Source organism: Roseovarius sp. EC-HK134 (assembly GCF_902498815.1).
Taxonomy (GTDB): Bacteria; Pseudomonadota; Alphaproteobacteria; order Rhodobacterales; family Rhodobacteraceae; genus Roseovarius; species Roseovarius mucosus_A.
Genome location: NZ_LR701544.1, coordinates 631,475 through 654,667 on the forward strand (window position 1 = coordinate 631,475; position 23,193 = coordinate 654,667).

The 23,193-nt window shown below is 60.2% G+C and carries 20 protein-coding genes and 1 tRNA gene; 10 read left to right on the forward strand and 11 right to left on the reverse strand.

What is annotated here, in order from left to right; all coding sequences use genetic code 11:
- Positions 1–16: 16 nt before the first annotated feature.
- The 4 genes from phaC to GC127_RS07070 all read left to right on the forward strand — a co-directional run bounded on the left by phaC (position 17) and on the right by GC127_RS07070 (position 4,077).
- Positions 17–1,819 carry an alpha/beta hydrolase gene (gene phaC / locus GC127_RS07055; RefSeq protein ID WP_151977263.1) on the forward strand — a complete coding sequence of 601 codons (1,803 nt, stop codon included), beginning with the start codon at positions 17–19 and terminating at the stop codon, positions 1,817–1,819.
- A gap of 140 nt (positions 1,820–1,959) precedes the next feature.
- On the forward strand, positions 1,960–2,409 hold the full coding sequence (locus GC127_RS07060) for a hypothetical protein (RefSeq protein WP_008279146.1): 450 nt from the start codon (positions 1,960–1,962) through the stop codon (positions 2,407–2,409).
- A 138-nt stretch (positions 2,410–2,547) separates the two neighbouring features.
- On the forward strand, positions 2,548–3,105 hold the full coding sequence (gene phaR, locus GC127_RS07065; RefSeq protein ID WP_008279145.1) for a polyhydroxyalkanoate synthesis repressor PhaR: 558 nt from the start codon (positions 2,548–2,550) through the stop codon (positions 3,103–3,105).
- Positions 3,106–3,111: 6 nt separating this feature from the next.
- A complete protein-coding gene (locus GC127_RS07070; RefSeq protein ID WP_008279144.1) occupies positions 3,112–4,077 on the forward strand; it encodes a LysR family transcriptional regulator in 966 nt (321 codons plus the stop codon).
- On the opposite strand, the gene GC127_RS07075 is transcribed toward GC127_RS07070, so the two are convergent.
- On the reverse strand, positions 4,069–4,530 hold the full coding sequence (locus tag GC127_RS07075) for a nucleoside deaminase (RefSeq protein WP_008279143.1): 462 nt from the start codon (positions 4,528–4,530) through the stop codon (positions 4,069–4,071). The genes GC127_RS07070 and GC127_RS07075 overlap by 9 nt on opposite strands.
- Before the next feature lie 62 nt (positions 4,531–4,592).
- Here GC127_RS07075 and GC127_RS07080 point away from each other — a divergent pair, with 62 nt between their 5' ends.
- On the forward strand, positions 4,593–5,399 hold the full coding sequence (locus GC127_RS07080) for a pseudouridine synthase (RefSeq protein WP_008279142.1): 807 nt from the start codon (positions 4,593–4,595) through the stop codon (positions 5,397–5,399).
- Positions 5,400–5,508: 109 nt separating this feature from the next.
- Positions 5,509–5,745, forward strand: coding sequence for a YdcH family protein (locus GC127_RS07085; protein ID WP_151977265.1), 237 nt, complete (start codon positions 5,509–5,511; stop codon positions 5,743–5,745).
- Positions 5,746–5,812: 67 nt separating this feature from the next.
- Here the strand turns inward: GC127_RS07085 and metG are convergent, their stop codons facing one another.
- Together metG and GC127_RS07095 are read right to left on the reverse strand one after the other, a co-directional pair.
- Positions 5,813–7,531, reverse strand: coding sequence for a methionine--tRNA ligase (metG, locus tag GC127_RS07090; RefSeq protein WP_151977267.1), 1,719 nt, complete (start codon positions 7,529–7,531; stop codon positions 5,813–5,815).
- Between the two features lie 55 nt (positions 7,532–7,586).
- Positions 7,587–8,822, reverse strand: a complete 1,236-nt coding sequence (locus GC127_RS07095) for an MFS transporter (RefSeq protein WP_008279138.1) — start codon at positions 8,820–8,822, stop codon at positions 7,587–7,589.
- Between the two features lie 479 nt (positions 8,823–9,301).
- Here GC127_RS07095 and GC127_RS07100 point away from each other — a divergent pair, with 479 nt between their 5' ends.
- Positions 9,302–11,761, forward strand: a complete 2,460-nt coding sequence (locus tag GC127_RS07100) for a heavy metal translocating P-type ATPase (RefSeq protein WP_199861207.1) — start codon at positions 9,302–9,304, stop codon at positions 11,759–11,761.
- Positions 11,758–12,144, forward strand: coding sequence for a Cu(I)-responsive transcriptional regulator (gene cueR, locus GC127_RS07105; RefSeq protein ID WP_081507011.1), 387 nt, complete (start codon positions 11,758–11,760; stop codon positions 12,142–12,144). Before GC127_RS07100 ends, cueR begins: the two co-directional genes overlap by 4 nt.
- Positions 12,145–12,238: 94 nt before the next feature.
- Here cueR and ggt read toward each other — a convergent pair whose 3' ends face one another.
- From ggt to GC127_RS07120, 3 genes are read right to left on the reverse strand one after another with little or no spacing between them, the layout of a single operon-like run.
- Entirely contained in the window at positions 12,239–14,011 is a 1,773-nt protein-coding gene (gene ggt, locus GC127_RS07110) for a gamma-glutamyltransferase (protein ID WP_151977271.1), read from the reverse strand.
- A gap of 10 nt (positions 14,012–14,021) precedes the next feature.
- A complete protein-coding gene (locus GC127_RS07115; protein ID WP_151977273.1) occupies positions 14,022–15,134 on the reverse strand; it encodes a class I SAM-dependent RNA methyltransferase in 1,113 nt (370 codons plus the stop codon).
- A gap of 39 nt (positions 15,135–15,173) precedes the next feature.
- Complete coding sequence (locus tag GC127_RS07120; protein ID WP_081507014.1) at positions 15,174–16,160, reverse strand: D-glycerate dehydrogenase; 987 nt, start codon at positions 16,158–16,160, stop codon at positions 15,174–15,176.
- Positions 16,161–16,262: 102 nt separating this feature from the next.
- Between GC127_RS07120 and GC127_RS07125 the strand changes: the two genes are divergently transcribed.
- On the forward strand, positions 16,263–16,766 hold the full coding sequence (locus tag GC127_RS07125; protein WP_081507015.1) for an SH3 domain-containing protein: 504 nt from the start codon (positions 16,263–16,265) through the stop codon (positions 16,764–16,766).
- A 128-nt stretch (positions 16,767–16,894) separates the two neighbouring features.
- Positions 16,895–16,969: transfer RNA gene (locus tag GC127_RS07130), tRNA-Gln, on the forward strand.
- A gap of 724 nt (positions 16,970–17,693) precedes the next feature.
- On the opposite strand, the gene GC127_RS07135 is transcribed toward GC127_RS07130, so the two are convergent.
- The 5 genes from GC127_RS07135 to GC127_RS07155 all read right to left on the reverse strand — a co-directional run bounded on the left by GC127_RS07135 (position 17,694) and on the right by GC127_RS07155 (position 22,551).
- Entirely contained in the window at positions 17,694–18,107 is a 414-nt protein-coding gene (locus GC127_RS07135) for a hypothetical protein (protein ID WP_151977275.1), read from the reverse strand.
- 225 nt (positions 18,108–18,332) lie between these two features.
- Positions 18,333–19,721, reverse strand: coding sequence for a hypothetical protein (locus GC127_RS07140; protein ID WP_151977277.1), 1,389 nt, complete (start codon positions 19,719–19,721; stop codon positions 18,333–18,335).
- Positions 19,722–20,326: 605 nt separating this feature from the next.
- The gene (locus GC127_RS07145; RefSeq protein WP_254700027.1) at positions 20,327–20,779 is read right to left on the reverse strand and encodes a hypothetical protein; all 453 of its coding nucleotides are present in this window, start codon (positions 20,777–20,779) and stop codon (positions 20,327–20,329) included.
- Positions 20,776–22,251, reverse strand: a complete 1,476-nt coding sequence (locus tag GC127_RS07150) for a hypothetical protein (protein ID WP_151977279.1) — start codon at positions 22,249–22,251, stop codon at positions 20,776–20,778. Before GC127_RS07150 ends, GC127_RS07145 begins: the two co-directional genes overlap by 4 nt.
- 15 nt (positions 22,252–22,266) lie before the next feature.
- On the reverse strand, positions 22,267–22,551 hold the full coding sequence (locus tag GC127_RS07155; RefSeq protein ID WP_151977281.1) for a hypothetical protein: 285 nt from the start codon (positions 22,549–22,551) through the stop codon (positions 22,267–22,269).
- Positions 22,552–23,193: the final 642 nt, after the last annotated feature.

Here is a 23,193-nt window from a genome sequence, read left to right on the forward strand (position 1 = left end):
AGGGGAAATAGTCAAAATGGCAACGCAAGACGATGTCGCAGGGCAGAATCTGGAAAAACTCAACGAGAACCTTGCCAAGGTCGAGCAACTTTCTCAGCGGCTGATTCAAGCACTTGCTGCGCGTAATCCTGCCAACCCCACTTTGAACGGCCCCAATCAAGAGCTTTTTGCCAAGGCGGCAAAATCCTATTGGGCCGAGGCGGTTGAGAATCCCGGCAAGATCTATGAACAGCAACTGGAATATTGGGGCAAGTCGGTGCGCCATTTTCTAGAGGCGCAGCAGGTCATGCTGCGGGGCGAACCGGTGGCAGAGGAAGCAGAGCCCGATCCCTTGGCGGGAGATAAGCGGTTTTCCAACCCGCTGTGGAACACGCACCCCTATTTTCGTTACATCAAACAGCAATATGCGCTGAACGCGCAGGCCATCGAAAATGCGGTGGGCGATGTCGAGGACCTGCCGCCCAAGGACAAGCGGCGGCTGGACTATTTCGCGCATCAGATCATCGACATGATGTCGCCCACCAATTTTCTGGGCACCAATCCCGATGCTCTGGAACGGGCGGTGGCGACCGAGGGCGAAAGCCTGGTCAAGGGGCTGGAAAACCTGATTGCGGACCTAGAGGCCAACAGCGGCGAATTGGTGGTGCGGCTGGCCGATGACAAGGCGTTCAAGCTGGGCGAGAATATCGGCACCACGCAGGGCGAGGTTGTTTACCGCAACCGCATGATGGAGCTGATCCAATACAGCCCCACGACCGAACAGGTGCATGAGATTCCGGTTGTGATCTTTCCGCCGTGGATCAACAAATTCTACATTCTCGATCTCAAGCCTGACAACAGCATGATCAAATGGGTGGTTGATCAGGGTTACACGCTGTTTGTCGTGAGTTGGGTGAATGCCGATACGAGCCATGCCGAGGTGGGCATGGAAGATTATATCGAAGAGGGCTTTCTGACTGCGATTCGCGAGGCCAAGGCGATCACGGGCCAAAAAGAGGTGAACGCCGTCGGCTACTGCATCGCGGGCACCACCCTGCATATGACGCTGGCGTTGATGGCCAAGCGCGGGGATAAGTCGGTCAAGTCCGCGACGTTCTTTACCGCGCTCACGGATTTTTCGGAGCAGGGGGAATTTACGCCCTTCCTGCAGGATGATTTCATCGACGGGATCGAGGATGAGGTGACACAGCAGGGCGTGCTGCGATCCTTTATCATGGGGCGGACCATGTCTTTTCTGCGGTCGCGTGATCTGATTTATCAGCCCGCCGTGCGCAGCTATATGATGGGCGAGGCCCCGCCCGCGTTTGATCTGCTGTATTGGAATGGCGATGGGGCCAATCTGCCGGGCAAGATGACGGTGCAATATTTGCGTGGTCTGTGTCAGGGCAACCACTTTGTGACCGACGGATTCGAGATTTGCGGCGAGCGGTTGCATATCCGCGATGTCAAAGTGCCGCTGATGTCGATCACCTGCGAGACCGATCACATCGCCGCGTGGAAAGATTGCTATCGCGGGTTCCAGCAGACGGGGGGCAAGGACCGGACATTCATTGTTTCGGAGTCGGGCCATATCGCCGGAATTGTAAATCCGCCCACCAAGAAGAAGTATGGCCATTACACCAATCCGGATCTGAGCGCCGATGCCGAGGCGTGGATGGAAGGGGCGGAATATACCGCCGGATCGTGGTGGCCGCGGTGGGAATCGTGGTTGGCCAAGCGATCTGGCAAGATGATTTCGGCACGTGAACCGGGCGATTCGGAGCATCCGGCATTGGCCCCGGCCCCTGGCACCTATGTGCGTAAAAAGGCAACGCTTTGATCTTTTACGCTTTTTTATTAAGCTCCCGGTGAAAATGCTGCAGTGCAGAAAAAGCTTGAAATGCTGCAGTGCAGCATGTATATCTAAGTGCAGTTACAGAACCGGCGGACTGATCCGCCCTAGCCGAAAGGACCGAACCAATGGCAAAAGCACAAGATTTCACCGCGATGTTCAAAGATGTCATGGGCACATTCCCGGTTGACACCAAAGCTCTGGAAGACGCGTTCAAGAACCAAGCAACCCTGAGCGAGAAGCTCTCGGGTGTGGCTCTGACCGCTGCCGAGAAGTCGGCAGAGATTTCGAACAAGTGGACCAAAGACACGCTCGCAAAGCTGAGCGAAATGTCCAAAGCCAAAGCTGAGCCCGCTGATTACGCCAAGGCGATGACCGATTTCGCATCGGCCAATGCCGAAGTGGCCGCCGAGAACATGGCCGCCTTTGCCGAAGTGGCGAAGAAAGTTCAGATGGAAACCGTTGAGCTGATGCTTGCTGCTGGCAAGACCATGCAGGAAGACGCCACCAAGGTTGTCAAGAAAGCAGCAGACGACGTGACCGCAGCGACCCAGAAGGCAACCGCAGCGGCCAAGTAAGGTTAGCAGACCCATACCCTGATCCCCTCCCTTGAGGGGTATGGACTGCGAAGGGCGAGCCATGCGGCTCGCCCTTTCTTTTTGTGGCGCTTGTGTCTAAGCTGTGCTGCAGCGCTGCATTCTCCGGGAGGATACCCCTTGGCCGACTCCAAAAAACCGCTGCTGATCAAACGCTACGCCAGCAGGCGGCTCTACAATACCGAGACATCCGATTACGTGACCCTTGAGGATATCTCGGAATTCATCCGGGAAGGGCGTGAGGTGCAGATCATCGACCTCAAATCCGGGGATGATCTGACGCGGCAATACCTTCTTCAGATCATTGCCGAACACGAAAGCCGGGGTGAAAGCGTGCTGCCGATCAATGTGCTGAATGATCTGGTGCGCAGCTATACCACGCAGGCGACCAGCGTTGTGCCCGAGTTTCTTGCCGCCAGTTTCGAGATGCTGCGCGACGGGCAATCCAAGATCCTTGAGAATATGACCAAGGCGAATCCTCTGGCTTCGATGCCGGGCATGGAGGCGATGCGCGCGCAGCAAGAGGCCTTTATGAAAGCGATGACAGGTGGGTTCAAGGGCATGGGCACAAGTGCGCCCCAGTCCGAAACGCCCGCAGGTGAGAGCAAGGAGGGGCTGGATGACATCAAGAAACAGCTCGCCGAATTGCAGGACAAACTGTCGAAGCTGGGCAAATAAGCCGACATGGTTGAGAGCCCGGGGCGGATAACCCTGTGGGGGATCGAAGTGTTCATGGCGGCGGCTGATGAGCGCTCTATTTCCGCTGCGGCGCGGCGGTTGGGGGCAAGCCCTTCGGCGGTGAGCCAGCAGTTGACCAATCTCGAAGGGGCGGTCGGGGCCACGCTGTTGCAGCGCAACGCGCGGCCCATCCGCCTGACGCCTGCGGGCGAGATCATGCATCGGCGTGCCTTGGCCATTCTCAACGAGGCGGCGCAGGCGCGGGCAGAGTTGGCGATGTCGCATCTGTCGACGCTGACGCGGTTCCGGCTGGGAATGATCGAGGATCTGGAGGCGGATGTGACGCCGCAGCTTTTGACCCATATGGCGGGTGAGTTGAAAGGCTGTCAGTTTCTGCTGGAGACTGGGGCCAGCCATCATCTTTATGATCAGCTTGATGCGCGCGCGCTGGACGTGATCGTTGCGGCGGAACTGGGCGGTGAGGCGGATTGGGTAGAGGTGCATCCGGTGCTGCGCGAAGGCTTTGCCGTGGTGGCCCCGCGTGGCGTGATCCGACCCGAGCGCGATGTTTTGCGGCAGCTTAAACGCCTGCCGCTCATTCAATACACGCAGCGGCATTATATGGGGCGGCTGATATCGTCCCATCTGGCGCGGCAGAATCTAAGTATTCCACACCGGTTTGAGTTGGACAGCTATCATTCCATTCTGGCCCTTGTGGGGCAGGGGGCGGGGTGGTCGATCCTGACGCCTTTGGCGCTGATGCGGGCGCGGCGCTTTGCCGATCAGATTGATGTGTTCGAATTGCCGATGGCCCCTCTGACACGTACGATCAGCGTGACGGCCCGCAAGGGGATTTTGCAGGACATGCCCGCGACCTTGGCGGAAAAGCTGAAACCCATTCTGCGCGATACGATTGTCACGCCAATTGTGGCGCGGCATCCGTTTCTGGGTGACGGTCTGTCGCTATTCTGAGCCGCTGCGGCGGTCGCGAAAGAAGGTCTTGAGCAGGGTCTCGGCCTCTGTCGCGGCGATGCCGTCATAGATTTCGGGCACATGGTGGCATTGCGGATGGCTGAACACCCGCGCGCCCATGGCCACGCCGCCAGATTTCGGATCGGCGGCACCGTAATAGAGCCGGGCAATGCGGGTGGCTGCGATGGCACTGGCGCACATGGCGCAGGGCTCGAGTGTCACGTAGAGATCATGCCCCGGCAGACGTTCCGAGCCAAGGGCGGCGCAGGCGGCGCGAATAGCCAGTATTTCGGCATGGGCAGTTGGATCGCTCAATTCGCGGGTGCGATTGCCTGCACGTGCCGCAATGGCACCTGACGGGGTGACAATGACCGCGCCCACTGGCACCTCGCCCCGCGCGGCGGCGGCGCGGGCCTCGTCGAGAGCGATATCCATATAGCTGCGAAATGTCATGTGCCGCTTGTGCCGCGTGCAAGACGCTTTCGCAAGCGCTGCAATTGCGCTATGCGCGGCGCATGAACAACAAAACCCCAGAGAAAAAGCCCCCCGAGGGCGAGCGTATCGCCAAAGTCATCGCCCGCGCCGGGATTGCCAGCCGCCGCGAGGCTGAGCGATTGATCGAAGAGGGGCGCGTCACGGTCAACGGGCAAAAGGTGCTGCGCGCTGCGCTTAATGTCACCCCCGCGGACAAGGTGGTGGTGAACGGGCGCGCGCTTGAGGCAGCAGAGCCGGCGCGGCTTTGGCTGTATCACAAGCCCACGGGCCTTGTGACGACGACGCGCGACGAGAAGGGGCGCCGCACGATCTATGACGATCTTCCCGAGGACATGCCGCGCGTGATGAGTGTGGGTCGGCTTGACCTTAATTCCGAAGGGCTGCTGCTCTTGACCAATGACGGCGAGTTGAAGCGCAAGCTTGAACTGCCCTCGACCGGCTGGCTGCGCCGCTACCGGGTGCGGGTGAATGGACGGCCCACGGATGCCAGTTTTGAGCCATTGCGCAAAGGGTTGGTGGTGGATGGCGAGGCGTTTCAGCCGATGATCGTCAGTCTTGATCGTCAGCAGGGGGCCAATGCCTGGATCACGGTGGCCATTCGTGAGGGCAAGAACCGTGAAATCAGGCGCGCGATGGAGGCGGTGGGGCTGGTTGTGAACCGGCTGATCCGGCTTTCCTATGGCCCGTTTCAACTGGGTCAGTTGAAGCCCGGTGCGGTGGAAGAGATTCGGCCGCGCGTGATGCGAGATCAGTTGGGCATGCCGCAAGAGCCCGAGGCCGAACCCGCCAAGCCCGCCCGCCCCAAGCCACAGCGACGGCGGCGCTGAGAACGCTCCAAGAGGATTGCGTTATTCGTGTGTGTTGATCCGGATCAAGGATCGGTCGGCTCTTGACGCCTAGGGTCAGGGGCGAGCAATCAAGAAGGAGAGATGCGCGATGTCCAACACCCCCCACGAACTGCTGGAAGAATTTCCGCAACTGGCTGACAAGATCAGCGAACTCAAGCAGTCGGATGCGCATTTTGCCAAGTTGGCCGAGGAATATCACGCGCTGAACCGCGCGGTGCACCGGGCCGAAACGCTGGTCGAACCGGTCGAGGAGCTGGCCGAAGTCGAGATGCGCAAGAAGCGCGCGGCGCTCAAGGATGAGCTATACCGGATGCTGACAGCCTGAGGCGGCACTTCGGTGAAGATAGCGCGCAAGGCGGTGGGCCCGTCTTGCGCGTTTTGCTTTTCGCGGCTTAGGTGCGTATCCCCGAAAACCGGGTTTGCCAATCTTCGCGGGCCTCGTCGGTGATCTTGGAAAAGAGCACATCGGGGGTTGTGAAGGCGTGGTTGGGGCCGAGCATTTCGAGGGCGGCAGGCACATCGTCGGGCCAATTGTCATCATCCGTCTGCATCGCGGTCAGCATGGCGGCAGCGGCATCGGGGATGAACGGCGCGCTGAGGACCGCGTAAAGGCGGATGAGGTTGAGCGCGAGGCGCGTTTGCATGGCGGCGCGTTTGGGGTCTGCTTTGAAGGTAGACCAAGGGGCTGCTTCTTGCAGGTACTCGTTGCCCTCAACCCAGATGGCGCGCAAGGCGCTTGCGGATTTGCGCACCTCCATCGCCTGCATATGGGCTTCATATTCGCGGATGCGGGTTGTGAGCCGCTCGATCAGCGCTGTTTCCTGCGCGCCATAAGCGCCGCCCGTTGGCACCACCTCGCCGAATTTCGAGCGGCAGAATTTGGTCACGCGGGACACGAAATTGCCCAGAACGTCGGCGAGGTCCTTGTTCACTGATGCCTGGAAGTTTTCCCATGTAAACTCGCTGTCCGAGCTTTCGGGTGCATGGCTAAGCAACCACCAGCGCCAGTAATCGGCGGGCAGGATTTCGAGCGCCTGATCCATGAAGACGCCGCGCCCGCGCGACGTGCTGAACTGGCCGCCGTCGTAGTTGAGGTAGTTGAAGGATTTGATGTAGTCGACCAGCTTCCACGGCTCTGCGGAACCCAGGATCGTGGCGGGAAAGCTGAGCGTGTGGAAGGGCACATTGTCCTTGCCCATGAATTGCGTATAGCGGACATCGTCAGCCCCCTTGTCGGTGCGCCACCAGCGTTGCCAAGCGGAGGCCTCAAGCCCATGCGCCTCGGCCCATTCGGCCCCACAGGCGATGTATTCGATCGGGGCATCGAACCAAACGTAGAAAACCTTGCCGTCCATCCCCTGCCACGGGGCATCGTCGAACTGCACCGGAATGCCCCAGTCAAGATCGCGGGTGATGCCACGATCCTGCAAGCCATCGCCGTCATTGAGCCATTTCTTGGCAATGGAGGTGGTGAGGATTGGCCAGTCGGTCTTGCTGTCGATCCAAGCCTCAAGCTCGTCTTTCATCTGTGACTGGCGCAGGTAGAGATGCTTGGTCTCGCGCATCTCGAGATCGGTGGCGCCCGATACCGCTGAGCGCGGGTTGATCAGATCGACCGGGTCAAGCTGCTTGGTGCAGTTGTCGCATTGGTCGCCCCGCGCGCTCTCGTAGCCGCAATTTGGGCAGGTGCCCTCGATATAGCGGTCTGGCAGGTAGCGCCCGTCGGTGGGCGAATACATCTGCGTTTCCGAGACTTCGCGGATCAGCCCCTGATCATGCAGGCGCTTGGCGAAATTCTGGGTCAGGCGGTGGTTCTGGGATGAGGAGGAGCGCCCGAAATGGTCAAAGCTGAGGCGAAAACCGCGCGCGATTTCGGCCTGAACGGCGTGCATTTCGGCGCAATAGTCCGCGACTGGCTGGCCCGCCTTGGCGGCTGCCAATTCAGCGGGGGTGCCATGCTCGTCTGTGGCGCAGAGAAACAGCACCTCGTGGCCGCGGGCGCGGCAGTAGCGGGCAAAGAGATCGGCGGGAAGTTGCGAGCCCACGAGATTGCCGAGGTGCTTGATCCCGTTGATGTAGGGGATCGCCGAGGTGATGAGATGCCGTGCCATATCGCGCCTGTTCCTTGACGGTTTGGCCCCGTTTAGCTTGGTTTTGCAGGCAGTTCTAGCGTTCGTTCCCGTCTTTGTCGCGGCTGCGCCCGGTGAGGCGACCGATCAGGAAGGAGGTGCGCGGCGACCAGACATAGGCGGTGCGGCGTTCGGCGACTGGGCGGGCGCGCATGCGAACAAGGCCAAAGACGACAAGGAGGGCGTGGCCGGCTGCGATCATCACGAACATGGCGGGGGGGCCGTAGGCCTCGATCAGGGTGGAGGCCATGAGGGGGGCCGCGATGGCGCCCACGGCGAAAAAGAACATGAGGGCGGCGGAAAGTTCCACACGTTCATGCGCCTCGGCGAAGTCATGGGCGTGGGCGGCACTGACCGAATAGATTGGAAAGGTGGTCATGCCAAAGAAGAAGGCGGTCATCAGGATACCGAAGGTGTCGAGATTTTCGGTCATGGCGGTTGCGACCGAGGACAGGATCGCCGCTACTGAGAGTCCGATCAGGACCCAGCGTCGGTCATAGCGATCCGCGAGCCAGCCGACCGGGTATTGCGCGACCGCGCCGCCCAAAACAAAGACGGCGAGAAAGCCTGCGATCTGGTCGACGGCAAGGCCCACCTGCTGGCCGTACAAGGGGCCGACCATACGGAACGAGGCACTGGAGAGGGCCGCGACCAGCACGCCCGCCGCCGCCAGTGGCGAGCAGGCGATAAGCAGCATGGGGCGCAGGCGGGGGGCGTCTGGCGTTTCGGGTTCGCGCAGGCGCGACAGGGTGAGCGGCAAAAGCGCAGCACAGCACAGGAGCGCCAGCAGGTTGTAAGAGACGTAAGAGGCCGGTGCTAAAACAGAAATCAGCAATTGGGCGGCGAGAGATGCGCCCATGTCGACCACGCGGTAAATGCCCATGGCGCGCCCGCGTGTTTCATTCGTGACCTTGGCCTGAAGCCAAGCCTCGATCACAGTGTAACAGCCCGCCACGCAGAGGCCAGAGGCCACGCGCATCAGCGCCCAAGCGTAGGGGTCGATCACCAGCATATGTGCCAGAAGGCCGATGGCCCCCGCCGAGGTGAAGGCGGCGAAGGCGCGGCTATGCCCGATGGTGCCCATCAGGCGAGGGGCGAACCAGCAACCGATGAAGAAACCCACGAAATGCGCCGAGCCGAGGAGTCCGATCTGGGCCGTGGTGAAATCCAGTGCCAGACCTGAGAGCGCATCAAGTGGACCCACGCCGCCTGTCGAGAGTTGCAGGAGCACGACCGAGAGAAAGAGGGCGGCGAAGGAAATGAGCAGGCGCATGGTGGGGCTACCATGGCAGGACGAAGGATGAGGGACCAGATGTTTTCGACATGATGCGTCGGTTTCGGGCAGGGGGGGCGAATGGNTACAGACGTTGATCCATCGAAATGAACCAAACCGCCCACATATCTCTTCAGTTACTAAATTTTCAAAGAGCGTCGAGACAAAATCAACCGAGAGCGCCAATCTACCTAGCGCAACCCGCCAATCCTACCTCAGAATTTCTAGCCGCTTCCCTTCCCAAGACATCCGCCCAAGTCCGTTCCGCGTCCCAGCAACCGCCTCAGCAGCGCCGGTGAAGGGGTATTTACGGATGAGCCCGGAGAGTCGCAAGTGCTTTTTTACAGAAAAATGAAATTTTCTTCACGCCGCTTAATTTTCCCGCAAATCGCCTTGTTTTACTACATTTCCGGCATGGCCCCTTGACCTTACAGTCACTGGAACCCCTATTTCAGGGCCAAATGACCAAAGGAATCGAGATGGCCAAGCCCACAAACCTGAGAATCGAAGTCCAAGGGCTGAGCTGTGCAGGCTGCGCGGGTCGCGCCGAGCGGGCACTTGGCGGAGTAGAGGGGCTCAAGGAGATCTCGGTCAATTTTGCCAATGGCACGGCGCAGATGGCCCTCAATGGGGCGCAGGCCACCGAGATTACAGCCGCCTTACGTGCCGCTAACTATCCGGCCCGTGAAGACAGTGTGATCCTTACCGTCAGTGGCATGACATGCGCCTCATGTGTGGACCGTGCCGAGCGCGCCTTGCACGCGCTGCCCGCCGTCCTTGAGGCGCAGGTCAATCTTGCTGCGGAAACTGCCCATGTGCGCTATCTGCCGGGCAGCACCGATGCGCGCACCCTTGCGCGCGCCTTGACCGAGGCGGGATATCCTGCGCGCCTGCGCAGTCAGGATGGCGAGGACCCCGCTCTGCGGCGTGCGGCAGAGATCACGCAAGCCCGACGCCAGATGTTGATCGCGGGTCTGCTGACCTTGCCGGTCTTCGTGCTTGAAATGGGGGGGCACATGATCCCCGCGCTGCATGATTTGATCATGGCGACGCTTGGCATGGCTCTGTCATGGTCGATTCAGTTCGGACTGACCACGCTGGTGCTGATCTGGCCGGGGCGGCAATTCTACCGTCTGGGGGTTCCTGCGCTGCTCAAAGGCGCGCCGGATATGAACAGCCTCGTCGCCCTGGGCGCAACTGCGGCTTGGGCCTATTCCACCGTGGCGCTCTTTGCCCCTGCCGTGTTGCCCGAGGGCACGCGCGCTGTCTATTTCGAAGCGGCGGCGGTGATTGTCACGTTGATCCTGACAGGCCGCTGGCTGGAGGCGCGGGCCAAGGGGCGCACGGGCGCAGCGATCCAGCGGCTCATCGGATTGCAGCCCAAGACAGCCCGTGTCGCGCGCAACGGCAAGGTCAACGATCTGCCCATCGAGGAGGTGGCGCTTGGCGATCTGATCCATCTGCGTCCCGGCGAGCGGGTGGCACTTGATGGCGAGGTGATCGAAGGCCAGTCTTACATCGATGAATCCATGATCACCGGCGAGGCGCTGCCCGTAGCCAAAGGGCCCGGTGACAGTATCGTCGGCGGCACGGTCAATGGTGCGGGCGCACTCAGCTTTCGTGCGACGGCGGTGGGGCAGGATACCGTGCTCGCGCGCATCGTGGCGATGGTCGAGACGGCGCAGGGGGCCAAGCTGCCGGTGCAGGCGCTGGCCGACCGGGTGGTGCGAATTTTTGTGCCGGTGGTGATTGCGATTGCGCTTTTGACGGTGGCGGTCTGGCTGCTGCTGGGCCCCGCCCCGGTTCTAACCCATGCGCTGGTGGCGGGGGTTTCGGTGCTGATCATCGCCTGCCCCTGCGCGATGGGGCTGGCGACGCCGACCTCGATCATGGTGGGAACCGGGCGCGCGGCAGACCTGGGCGTGCTCTTTCGCAAGGGCGAAGCGTTGCAGCGGCTGGATGAGGTGCGCGCCATCGCCTTTGACAAGACCGGCACGCTGACACGTGGCAAGCCCGAGGTGACGCGGGTTGCCGTGGTTGCGGGGCAAGAGGCGGACACCGTGCTGCGGCTGGCAGCGGCGGCTCAGGCGCGCTCTGAACATCCCATCGCCCGCGCGGTCGAGGCCGAAGCAGCGCGGCGCGGGCTGGAGGTGCCGGCGGCTGATGCTGTGCGCGCCATCGCTGGCCACGGGCTAAGCGCCGAGGTCGAAGGCGCCCGCGTGCTGATCGGCGCGGCGCGGCTGATGACGCGCGAGGGCATCGCGATCGATGCCTTGGCCAATGAGGCCGCCTCTTTGGCCGACGCAGGGCAGACCGCTATTCACATCGCGGTTGACGGACATCTTGTGGCGGTGCTGGGCATTGCCGATCAGGTCAAACCGACCAGTGCTGCGGTGATCGCCGCCCTGCATGCCAAGGGGATCAGAACCGCGATGATCACAGGCGACAGTGCCGCCACCGCCCATGCCATCGCCCGCGACCTCTGCATCGACCATGTCGAGGCCGAAGTCCTGCCCGAAGGCAAGGTGGCGGCGGTGCGCGCCTTGCAAGCGCGCTTTGGCACGCTCGCCTTTGTCGGGGACGGGATCAATGATGCGCCCGCGTTGGCGCAGGCCGACGTGGGAATCGCCGTGGGCACCGGCACGGATGTGGCGATCGAGGCGGCAGATGTGGTGCTGATGTCAGGCGACCTGACCGGGGTGGTCGAGGCACAGGCGCTCTCGCATCGCACGCTGCGCAACATCCGGCAAAACCTCTTTTGGGCCTTTGCCTATAACGCGGCACTCATCCCCGTGGCGGCGGGGGTTCTCTATCCGGTGAGCGGTGTCCTCTTGTCGCCCATGCTGGCGGCGGGGGCGATGGCGCTCTCGTCGGTTTTTGTGCTGTCCAACGCGCTGCGCCTTAAGCGTCTGCGCCCGGTGATGGGGGCTGCGGCATGAATATTTCGGATGTGGCCCGCGAAACCGGCCTGCCCCCTAAGACGATCCGGTATTATGAGGAAATCGGCCTCATCCGGCCTTTGCGCGATACCAATGGCTACCGCGTGTTTCGCCAAAGCGACAGTCACAAGCTGGCCTTTCTGGGCCGTGCCCGCGCGCTTGGGTTCTCCATTGAGGATTGCCGCAAACTGATGGCGCTCTATGAGGATCAGGATCGCGCCAGCAGCGATGTCAAGCAACTGGCGCAAGAGCATCTGGCGCAGATCGACGAAAAAATCGCACAGTTGCAATCGATGCAGGCGACGCTGCGCCACTTGGTGCGGGAATGCGCCGGGGATGCGCGGCCCGATTGCCCCATATTGCGCGATCTGGCCGAAGGCTGAGCAGGCGGGGGGCGCTGCCCCCCGAACCCCCCGCGGTATTTAAGGCCAGATGAAAACAAAGCTGTTTCTTTATGGCTCAAATACTCAAAATCCGTCACTCCCCAAAGGCGAGACCCTCACGGCGGGGATCGGCACCGCCTGCAAGCTCTGCGCCAATGGCGATGACATGCAGGCCCGAGGTAAGCGCCGTCTCACGTATCTCGAACCCCATCTCGGTGAGAGGCGACACCAAGGCGCGCGCTCCCGGTTCAATGTCATAAGGGCCAAAACGGTTGACCAGATGCGGCAGGCTGACCGCCTGTTGCACATCAAGGCCCCAATCGACCCAGGCGATGATGGTTTTGGCAACATAGCCAATTATGCTGCTTCCCCCCGGGCTGCCCAGCACAAGGACCGGCACGCCGTCGCGGCGCAGGATTGTGGGCGCCATTGAGGAACGCGGGCGCTTGCCGGGGGCCAAGGCATTGGCGATAGGCAGGCCTGAGTCATGAGTGGCAAAAGAGAAATCGGTCAGCTCATTGTTGAGCAGAAAGCCCCCCACCATCAGCCGCGACCCGAACCCGTTTTCAATCGTCGTCGTCATCGACAGGGCGTTGCCATAGCCATCGACAATCGAGATATGCGAGGTCGAGGGCAGTTCCAGCGATTGATCATCCGCCCAGAGATAGGCGTGATCAAAGTCGGGGCGGCCCGGCGTCACCTCCGGCAAGGTATCATCGCCGCGCAACAGGTCAGAGCGCTGTTTGAGGTACTCAGGTGACAAAAGGCCCTTGAGCGGCACGGCCACGAAATCACTATCCGCAAGGTAACGCCCCCGGTCAGCAAAGGCCAATCGGCTGGCATCCCCGATCAGGCGCCAAGCCTCGGGGCTTTGAGGCCCAAGAGATGAAAGATCGAAAGGTTCCAGCAGGCCAAGTATCTGCCCCACCGTGCTTGCCCCCGAAGACGGCGGGCCCATGCCACAGACCTCATAGCCGCGATAGGGCGTGCAAAGCGCAGGTCGTTCCTTGACCCGGTAGATGGCAAGGTCCAAGGGGCTGAGAACGCCCGGATTGCCACCTGACCGCTGCACCCGTTCCGCGATGTCGAGCGCCATCTCACCCGCGTAAAAGGCCGATACGCCCTTATCGGCAAGCAGACGCAGGGTATCGGCGTAATCCGGATTGCGCAGGATGTGCCCCGGCGCGAGCGGCGCGCCACCGGGCAGGAAATACTCGCGCGTGTCCTTGAATATCTTGAGGCGGTCGGCATCCTCGGCAATCAGCCCGGCAAGGCGCGGGCTAACGGGAAAGCCGGTCTCGGCCAAGGCGATGGCCTCGGAAAACAGCCCCGCCCACGCCGTGCGGCCCCAGCGGGCATGCGCCTCTGCCAAAAGCGCCGGGATGCCGGGCGTGCCAACCGAGCGCCCGCCCACCACCGCGTCAAAGAAGGCAAGGGGTTGCCCGTTGGCATCTTGAAAGAGTGTGGGAGTTGCCGCCAAAGGCGCTGTCTCGCGCCCGTCGAGCGTGGTGATCGCTCCGCTCGCGCCATCGTGCCAGACAAGAAAGGCTCCGCCGCCTAGCCCCGAGCTTTGCGGCTCCACCAGCCCTAGCACAAGCTGCGTGGCGATCATCGCATCCGCCGCTGTGCCGCCTTCGCGCAGCACCCTTGCGCCGGCGTCAACGGCAAGCGGATGGGCGGCGGCGATCATCCAGTTTTGTGCCTCAACCGGCTGGCCTGCGTCTTTGGCCGCCTGCGCCGACAGAAGGCGCGCGGGCACCTGCAATACCCCGGCCCCTGCCCCCTCTGGTGCGACAGTGTCGGCGGCCTGTTGTGCCAAAGCGGCACCCCCTGCGAAGATCGACAAGATCAGAACCAGACCGCGCATGAGCCCCCCCCTAAAGCGGATCGGTGCGCCAGAGCGTCACCTTGAGCCCACCATGCGCCACCGGCGGCCCCGGTGGCAAGAAGGGCAGACCGGTGGTTTTGGCCAAGCCCCCATCGCTGGTGACAATCCCCACCCGCCAGCCGTGCATCTCGCGACGCAGCACCTCGCCCAAGCTGGCATAGAGACCGAAGAGCAACTTGCGATTGCCGATGCGCGCGCCATAAGGCGGGTTGACCATCACCAATCCCGGCGGCCCTTCGGGGCGGGTCAAGGCCGAAAGCGGTTGGCAAGCAAACTGCGTAGTGCCTGCCACGCCCGCCCGCTCCGCATTCTCAGTTGCCATCCGCACGGCACCTGCGTCACGGTCAAATCCCATGAATCGCAACGCTGTGGCGTGCGGCGCATGCGCCGACTTGAGCGCGGTCCAGACCGCAGGGTCAAAGGCCGCCATATCCTCGAACGCGAAGTGGCGCGCGCGGCCCGGCATCAGCCCCGCCGCAATCTCTGCCGCCTCAATGGGAAAAGTGCCAGAGCCACACATCGGATCAAGCACCGGCTCGCGCCCGTCATAGCCACATTGCTGCAGAAAGAGCGCTGCCAAGGTTTCGCGCAAGGGGGCCTTGCCCACCGCCTCTTTATACCCGCGCCGGTGCAACGGCTCGCCCGAGGTATCCAGGCTGAAAGTGACCAGATCATCCTCAATCCGTGCCATCAGGCGCAGCGGCGCATCCTCGGTGACGGCCACGCCCAAGGTTTCGGTCAAGGCCTTGACGATCCGCTCTGTCGCGGCCCCTGCATGATAGATCTTGGACTTGCGACAGGTGACTTCGACGCGCAGCGGCACATCCGGGCGCAAATGCGCCGCCCAATCGAATTTACGCGCCCGCTTGTCCAACTGTGCAAGATGCATCGCGCGGAACGCCCCAATCCGCGCCAGCACCCGCCCTGCCCCGCGCAGAACAAGATTGGCGCGCCAGACATCAGGCCAAAGCCCCCGAAAGCTGACCCCGCCGGGCAGGATCGTGACAGGGCCAAAGCCATGTTGCACCGCCTCTTCCGCGAGGGCAGTTTCATGCCCCGGAGCGGCGGCGAGAAAGATTTCAAAAGGCTCAGGCTGTGTCATCGCGCCGTCATAGGCCAGACTGGCCCCAAAGGCGAGCCGTCACAGCATCGAGGGGACGACCTGATCGGGCGGGCGGTGGCCATCGTCAAAAGTCTTGATATTGATGATCACCTTTTCGCCCATCTCGATCCGCCCTTCCACGGTGGCCGACCCCATATGCGGCAAGAGCACAACGTTTTTCAACTCGCGCAGGCGCGGGTTGATGTCCGCGCCATGTTCATAAACATCAAGACCGGCGCCTGCGATCTCTCCGGCGCGCAACATGCGGGTGAGGGCATTCTCGTCAATCACCTCACCGCGTGACGTGTTGACGATCACCGCCTCGGGCTTCATTAGCTTGAGCCGCCGCGCGTTCATAAGATGGAAAGTCGAGGGCGTGTGCGGGCAATTGATGCTGAGCACATCCATACGCGCCACCATCTGATCCAAGCTTTCCCAATAGGTCGCCTGAAGGCTCTCTTCGATTTCGGGGCGCAGGCGGCGGCGGTTGTGGTAATGCACCTGCATGCCAAAGGCCGCCGCGCGCCGCGCCACCGCCTGACCGATCCGGCCCATGCCAAGGATACCCAGCCTGCGCCCGGCGATCCGCCCCCCCAACAGGGCCGTGGGTGACCAACCGCCCCATTGCCCCGATTGCATCACCGCCAACCCTTCGGGCAGGCGGCGCGTCACGCTGAGGATCAAGGCCATGGTCATATCAGCGGTGTCATCAGCCGATACGCCCGGCGTGTTCGACACAAGAATGCCATGCTGGCGCGCGGTGCCCACGTCGATATGGTCCACCCCGGCCCCGTAATTGGCGATCAGTTTGAGCCGATCCCCGGCCTGCGCGATCAGGCTGGCGTCGATCCGGTCCGACAAGGTCGGAACCAGCACATCTGCCTCTTTGGCGGCGCGAGCCAGTTCCTCTCGCGTCATGGGCACGTCCGTCTCGCGCAGGCGAACATCGAAAAGTTCGCGCATCCGCGTCTCGACCGGCTCGGGCAGGCGTCGCGTAACAACAACACTCAGGCGTGCAGATGGCATGAAGCCCTCCTTGAAACTTTCCTTTCAGGCGCGTTGCTGCCAGAGTGGCGCAGGAAAGAGCGGGGCACAAGAACCCCCTTGCAGATTACGGGCAGAATTCGAATGACGGTGATGAAATCCGGGCTTGCCGCCCTTGTCATAATGATGGGACTGGGCCCCGTTGCGGCCATGGGCCAAGAGCGCGGGCCGGTCACGAACCTGCCACTGCCCCGCTTTGTGTCGATGAAGGCCTCAGAAGGCAATGTGCGCCGAGGCCCGAGCCTGACGCATCGTATCGACTGGATTTTCAAACGGCGCGACATGCCGCTCGAGATCACCGCAGAGCATGGCCATTGGCGCCGGGTGCGGGATCGCGACGGCGCGGGCGGATGGGTCCATTACACGCTTCTGTCCGGCGTACGCACTGCCAGCGTCGAAGTTGAAATGCTGGACTTGCTGGCCAAGCCTGATGCGAAGGCCATGGTCGTGGCCCGGCTGGAGCAAGGCGTGATCGCCCGACTCGAGGAATGCCAGCCCGACTGGTGCGCGGTTTCCGCCGGTGGCTATGATGGCTGGGCCCCGAAATCGGCGCTCTGGGGCGTTATGGACGGCGAAACATTCGAGTAACCGCTCGCTGCGTCCTTTAATTTACTGAATTATATTATATACTTAACCATGTATTTGGATCGCACCACGTTTTTTTTGCCAAGCACCCTTGAACCGCACCATGCTCCAGAGTAATTAGCGCGTCACGTTGGGGTGTAGCCAAGTGGTAAGGCGTCGGTTTTTGGTACCGTGTACCGTAGGTTCGAATCCTACCACCCCAGCCAAGTCTCCTAAGTTAATGTTTTTCAATAACTTAGGCGTGATACAATTTTCGCCTCCGGAACACTTTATCGGATCATGGATCCATAACATCTTGGCCCCTTCTGAGCAGACGACTCGATTAGACCCGATAACTCTAAGCAATTGACCGCTGGAACAAGACGACCGGCACGCACACGCTGTGTTCCGCCCCCCGTCTCTGCCACCTAAAGACCGAGAGCAGGCACTCCAGACACCGATTCGAGTTCGGCAGATACACGGACGCAGCCAGCTGCGCCTTGAGATCATCAGCGACAGAGCCGCCACCGTCATTGGAGCGCCAAAAGGCGTATGCGTAAAGCATGACCCGGAGCGACAGCTTGACACTACAGAGCACAGTCAGATGCCGTTCCATATTCTTCGTGTCGGGCAGTCAGACTGTCGGACACGCACCCAATGCCCGACTGTCCGACCTCCCCTACTGTCTAAGAGGATAGGGTCAACTGCACCGGCAATTATTGAGACATTGTTCAAACCGCGACAACTACTGAAAATGGCAAGGTGTTTCCCTTTAACCGATCGCTCAGGCGATCATGGCCCCGCCCCAAGCTGACACCGCTGCAAGTGTTGCGCCGTTAACTACGACGAGGACGACAGGGGAATTCACTTCTCGTTTGCCCCCTAGATAGTCCAGCGGCGCGGCCCGTCTACAGATTGGGTTGCAGCACCAGTTTGCCTTCCTTCATCCGGTCAATCTACCTTGCAATCGGTCACGGGAAACCGGTAACCGATGGAGGGAAATGCCTCGGCTATCGCATAGCCGTTTTCATGGGCGTGGAAGATCGCTGAAAGCTGCCGTGTTGTGATGGTCGCCGGAGGGCCGCCGTCCTTTTGCCAGACGATTGAGAAGAGCTTCGCGAATACGGACGCGCCGCCATTTCTATTCGCGGCAAGATCCGCCGACATGCATTCACTTGTCAGACCGTTCCTGGTGCATTTCAAAATCTCGGGGTCACGATGCGGCCAGTTAGACAGGAAGACCAGTCGGTCGTCCTCGATGGTGACACGGCCGCCACCGTTGACCTCGTCATAGGGCACCTCACACCGCCACGTTTCGGCAAATGCAGGGCTGGTGAGCAGGAGAAGAGCCGCGAGGGGTGTCATAGGTTTCACAATGGATCTCCTTGATCAGACGAACACGTAGCCGGGTCCGCAGTGTCATCCACCTCGGGATGATATACCCTCGACTGGCGGCTTCACAACGCCGACAACAGTGCCGAACCGAGGTGCCAGACCTGCATTACCCGTCACAGCTCACAGATCCGGGGCTGCGTCCCCATGTCTCTCGCCTGGCCATCTCGCCTGTCCTAATGACGCCGGGTTGGACTGTCACAGCACGAAGGCGTAAAGCACCACCCAGATCGACAGGACCGCACCGCAGAGCAGGGTGTAGACGCCGTTCCACACCCATCCGACGCGCAGCGCGCTGATGCCCGCGAAAGACCCGATCAGCAGCGTTGTCGCGGTGAAGGGCGAACTTGCCCCGCTCAACGCCCAGCCGGCGACCAGTGCCACGACGATGGCCGTCGGCGTGACGCCCAAACTGTCGGCGCCAGGAATGAGCGGCGCGATCAGCGTCACCGCAAGAATCGGGTTCATCCCGAGCTGCCCCGCCAGCGGGATGAGCCAGACAAAAGCCACGAGGATTACCCAGGGCGGAAGCACCGATAGATCGAGCCCCGCGCGTTGCATCAACGGCCCCAACAAGGCTGAGCCCACGGTGCCAATATACCCTGCCATCATCAGCAGCGTGAGTTCTCCACGATATCCCGGTAGTTCCTTGAACACGTAATCGCCGACCCGCCGCACCACCGATCGAACAGGTGCGTGCGCCCAATGCTGGATGATCATCCACACCAGTGCGATCCCCGGCACAATGACAACGACCAGCCCAACGATCCGCACGTCCGTAATCGCAGACAGGATGATCACACTGATCACAAGAACCCCTAGTAGCGCTAGCAGCGGCAACATGAGGGCCCAAGAGCCCTCTGGCTCCTGGCGTTGTGGTGTCACGCTCAGCCTCGGCTTGAACGCAGTGTCCAGTCCCCAGCCAACCCCGGCCAACAGCACCGAGGAGATGATCCCCGGCACCATCGCCTGTGCCCAACTCGTGCCAGGAACGACACTCACCGAAATCGCCATGGCAAAGGACAGGGGCGACCAGGGGAGGGTCGATACAAAGGCCCGCTGAATCGCCAGGAGCATTCGACGAATGCGGTGGCCACGCACCTCGGCATTAGGCTCGGAACCAGCATTCGCCAACGCCAGAGCGCCCAACAACTGGATTGCACCATAATTGAGCAGCAACGCGAAGCCTTGTCCACCTAGGGTCAGCGCCAGATAGCGCCGACCGGGCCGCTGACCGGAAAGGAATCTCCCCGCTGCCTGCACAGCAGGCGAGGTTTGCGCGACATTGCGCAAGGTCGACAGCGCCGAGAAGAAGGCCGCGATGAACGCCGCTGAGCGCAATCCATCCAGAACCGTCTCCTGCCAGTCATGTGCGCTGAGGGCCAGCGCCAGCGTAAGTCCGAGGGCAACCGCGACAAACGCCTTGCGTGCAAGGCGCACCTGAGCTGCGAAAATCGTGATGGTCAACACCACAAGCACTGGCTTCACGGGTGCCATCCATTCCGCGACATGCCATTCGTGAAAGATCACAAGACATGTGATCCCGACCAGCAAGATGCCCGTCAGAAGATCGACCCACCTGCGCATTTCCTTGACCAATCCCCCGACCCCACAGGTTTAAAAGCTCTTTTGCCTGCAGAAGTATCAGCCGGCAAGGGACCCACTTGAGGATAAAGCGACGTCGTGGAAATCACTATGTATAGCTTTTACGATCATACCAGCGTTTGGATCTACTGGAAAATCAGCGCGAGATGATGGATGCTTGGGTCGCCTTCGTTCTAGGTCGAAATCAGGGAAGATGAGCTGGACCGATGGATGTGTAGCATCAGCTTCCAGGCTGAGCTTGTTGCTGACATTCACCAGTGGCCATTTCCATGGTTCGCCGCCGAATTGTCGCATGACAGCGCGGAGCGCCTTACAATCGCTGTCACAGACGTCACCTGCTTCGGGCACAAACGACGGGTCCCAGCCCCTTTTCAAACGGTCGGCAGGGTGCAGCTCGGACCGGAACCCTCGACCCTGAGGGCGGACTGTGGACCTTCTCTGCAAGCCCGAACCATCCATGCCGTGACGTCTGGAGTCGCCATTCGCGCGACCCTGAAATGGAGTAATTCGCCGCACCGCTGCGTAGTGGCCGTGAGCCCTAACTTCGCGATGTTGCACCGGGTGCCAATGTCCGCTCTGATCATTACTTAACGCCAGCTGCGTTGTCGGTTCCAGTCTACCCAGTGGGGATGGTTGCGCACCCATTCGAACATGAAGCGCTCGCACACTTGGCGTAGAACCTTGTCCTCAAGACGGGGGTCGCTGCTAACAACGAAATATGCAAACCCAATGTCTCCAGTGCACTTTGCTGCTTGGGCGATAGGAAGTGTCCGTCGAAGCTGGCTTTCCGGGGCCGTCCCATCGCGCATCGAGCGGAACCAACGAATGTCGTGTTTAATCTTTCCGCGAATGCTTCGACCTGTCTCGCCAATACGAACACCGCGCTCTGGAGTGTAGACCTCCGCGTAAATCCCGGCCTTTGTTGTCAGGTGGTCAACGACAAGCCCTTGACCCGTAAAATCTACATTTAGTTCAATACCGTGAAGAACAACTTTGTCTTGTCTTTGCACTTTGGGCAGCTCCTTGTTCATATCCATCATTCGGGTTCTCCGCTTCTATCCAAAGAGACGCGCTCTGCCGCCCATGTGTCATTCAAATCCCGATCCGCCAATTTCGCCTCGGAGAGACAGCTTTTTTCCAGTGCTGTGAGCGAACGTTGCATTGCTTTGGCAGACTGAGAAAATTCCGTTCGAAGCCGTCCATTTCTGATCGAGTTTTCCAGATCGTGTGCCAAGCACGGCGTTGGAAACCAATGCACCGTCTTCCCAGCGGAGCCGGTGCAGTCGTGATTGAGGAATGAGGCTCGCTCGATCTCGTAGTCCTCCCGACCCGCGCCATCACGGAACCAAGTGCTTAGGCGCGCGATGTCGAGTGGTTCAATAACAGCGCAGGCAAGGTCTTCATGTGGCAACGTTTCGTCAGGTGTCGTCCGCTTATACATTTCATCCTTGTCGCGAAGATGAAGATATCTTTGCGAGGTTTCTTCTGTGAAAGTGATTGTGACATTTGAGTTATCAGCCAAGAAGGCGCGTTGACGATTGCCCGGCACCAAATCATCAAGGCCATCTCCGTGTGGGTGTATGATCTCCTGGCGTTCGAGAGGAATGACATCTGGCCCCGGGAATTCTTCAAGCCACAAACGGGTCGTTCGAATCATGGCCGGAGTAACGCTATTCTTTGCCGTCGGTGCGATGCACAAGCGCAACGACCAGGTTGCACGCAGGTTGCCCACTGCATGGCGTTCGCGGTCATCCTCAGCGAGGATCACCTCCGCGTCAGAAAAATAAGCGAGTGGAATTTCTGCCAAGCGGACCGAAGGAAGGGCAGGAATTTCATTCATCGACCACATGCCGGAGAAGAGCGAGTGACGCGTATATCGTTCAAACGCGTCTCTCATGGGGAAGATGCGATTGGCTGCGCTATGTGACCAAGCGGCCTGCAGGCGTTCAACTTGATCATAAATATTTGCAAGATCCAGGCGATAAGCCGTGTCGCTCGCAAAATTTCGCACCAGCCTCAGCAAGCCTACTGACGGATCAAAATGCGTCTCGCTATCCTCACCCTCAACCGCCAATGGGATGGTATCAAGACTGGTGCGGCGCAGCAAAGCGATCTTGGCTTCAATGGGATCGTCTCCGCCAATACGGGCAAGAGCGTCAGCCAACTCGAAATAGGTCTTGGTTTTCCTCAGTGGTTCCGGACGGTTGGCGTAGTGAGAGATCAATTCTTCAGTAATGTCGCGTCCAGAAATTCGCAGCATCCAACGATGGATACGAATTCCGGATAGGCTATTGCCAAGTCGTGCGAGCTTTTCTTCAATCTCGGCCAGACGTAAGGATCCCGCAGGGCGGATCAACGCTTCATACTGCTCTCGCACAAAAAGAGCTGCGAGCAGGCGCTGTTCCGTGTTGAGATGTTTTGGCCCGTGGTTGGAGAGGTGGTCGATCCGAGCGAGTAGTTTGTTGCGCTCCCGACGAACACGATCTTTGTTCGGATTTTCAGGTCTTTCCATGATTTACGCCCTAATTTAGTTATGACGATAACGACGACCATGATGGCCGGGCTTCATTGGAAGCACAGTGATGACTTTTGCGTCCGAGCTCAGAACGACAGCATAATGATGCAGCCGATCATCGACATTGAGCACCCGCGCGCGCTTGCGCGAGACCCGTAGAGCGCTGGCACCACTACCAACGGGTGTTTCTACATCAGCGTTCTGCAAAATGGCCGCGAGAAACAGCTTATTGATACCACGAGCTGCCATGCGCACCGCGGCATGCTTTGAGATTTGAGGCAAAGACTCAGTATGCATTTTGGACCTCCAAGATTGGTTGATGTGCTCAATCCTGGATCAAGACCAAGCATCTCACCATCCCATCTGGCATAAATGGCACCTTATTTTTGGTAACTAAATTTGGTAATGTTTGTGCGGCCGCAAGTCCCGCGTGCTGCAGACACCCGCACTGAAAAGCCTCAGTCTAATGTTGAGTGCTCAGGTTGAGGGATAGATTGTGTTTTGGCGGACTGCACTAAAACGGCCATTGGAACAACCGCTGCTAAAGGCAGCTTGGTCAGCTCTACCGACCTTCACCCTCCAGAAATGCTGCAAAATGTATGAATGGCAGCTCTGTTGAAGCCGCAGCGCAGCGGTTGAACCCTCAGTCTATGGCGGGTCTGGGCCGGTCATGTTTTGGCTGGTGAACACAAGTCTTCACTTTGCAACGTCAGGTCGTGCGTATTTTGAGACTCAGGACAGCAGATACCGCACCGGCAGCGGATCGAGGTTCAAAATAGCCACCTTGCGGCATGAAGATCGAGGGCAGAAAAGTCGAACGTTATGAAGACCCTCAAATAGGACCGCCACTCAGGCACGTCGCGTGACGGCAGCAGTCGTGAGAGCCAGTCTGAATAGGCATAGAGCTTTTCCAACAATGCGTCGTTGAGCGACACGACC

Bases quoted from the DNA above. Each gene is read 5' to 3' on its own strand.
- metG (WP_151977267.1), bottom strand. From the start codon at position 7,531: ATGGCACGGCATCTCATCACCTCGGCGATCCCCTACATCAACGGGATC.
- GC127_RS07120 (WP_081507014.1), bottom strand. From the start codon at position 16,160: ATGCCATCTGCACGCCTGAGTGTTGTTGTTACGCGACGCCTGCCCGAG.
- GC127_RS07080 (WP_008279142.1), top strand. From the start codon at position 4,593: ATGAACAACAAAACCCCAGAGAAAAAGCCCCCCGAGGGCGAGCGTATC.
- phaC (WP_151977263.1), top strand. From the start codon at position 17: ATGGCAACGCAAGACGATGTCGCAGGGCAGAATCTGGAAAAACTCAAC.
- ggt (WP_151977271.1), bottom strand. From the start codon at position 14,011: ATGCGCGGTCTGGTTCTGATCTTGTCGATCTTCGCAGGGGGTGCCGCT.
- GC127_RS07075 (WP_008279143.1), bottom strand. From the start codon at position 4,530: ATGACATTTCGCAGCTATATGGATATCGCTCTCGACGAGGCCCGCGCC.
- GC127_RS07085 (WP_151977265.1), top strand. From the start codon at position 5,509: ATGTCCAACACCCCCCACGAACTGCTGGAAGAATTTCCGCAACTGGCT.
- GC127_RS07125 (WP_081507015.1), top strand. From the start codon at position 16,263: ATGACGGTGATGAAATCCGGGCTTGCCGCCCTTGTCATAATGATGGGA.
- cueR (WP_081507011.1), top strand. From the start codon at position 11,758: ATGAATATTTCGGATGTGGCCCGCGAAACCGGCCTGCCCCCTAAGACG.
- GC127_RS07135 (WP_151977275.1), bottom strand. From the start codon at position 18,107: ATGACACCCCTCGCGGCTCTTCTCCTGCTCACCAGCCCTGCATTTGCC.
- GC127_RS07100 (WP_199861207.1), top strand. From the start codon at position 9,302: ATGGCCAAGCCCACAAACCTGAGAATCGAAGTCCAAGGGCTGAGCTGT.
- GC127_RS07095 (WP_008279138.1), bottom strand. From the start codon at position 8,822: ATGCGCCTGCTCATTTCCTTCGCCGCCCTCTTTCTCTCGGTCGTGCTC.
- GC127_RS07155 (WP_151977281.1), bottom strand. From the start codon at position 22,551: ATGCATACTGAGTCTTTGCCTCAAATCTCAAAGCATGCCGCGGTGCGC.
- GC127_RS07060 (WP_008279146.1), top strand. From the start codon at position 1,960: ATGGCAAAAGCACAAGATTTCACCGCGATGTTCAAAGATGTCATGGGC.
- GC127_RS07145 (WP_254700027.1), bottom strand. From the start codon at position 20,779: ATGATGGATATGAACAAGGAGCTGCCCAAAGTGCAAAGACAAGACAAA.
- GC127_RS07070 (WP_008279144.1), top strand. From the start codon at position 3,112: ATGGTTGAGAGCCCGGGGCGGATAACCCTGTGGGGGATCGAAGTGTTC.
- GC127_RS07140 (WP_151977277.1), bottom strand. From the start codon at position 19,721: ATGCGCAGGTGGGTCGATCTTCTGACGGGCATCTTGCTGGTCGGGATC.
- GC127_RS07150 (WP_151977279.1), bottom strand. From the start codon at position 22,251: ATGGAAAGACCTGAAAATCCGAACAAAGATCGTGTTCGTCGGGAGCGC.
- GC127_RS07115 (WP_151977273.1), bottom strand. From the start codon at position 15,134: ATGACACAGCCTGAGCCTTTTGAAATCTTTCTCGCCGCCGCTCCGGGG.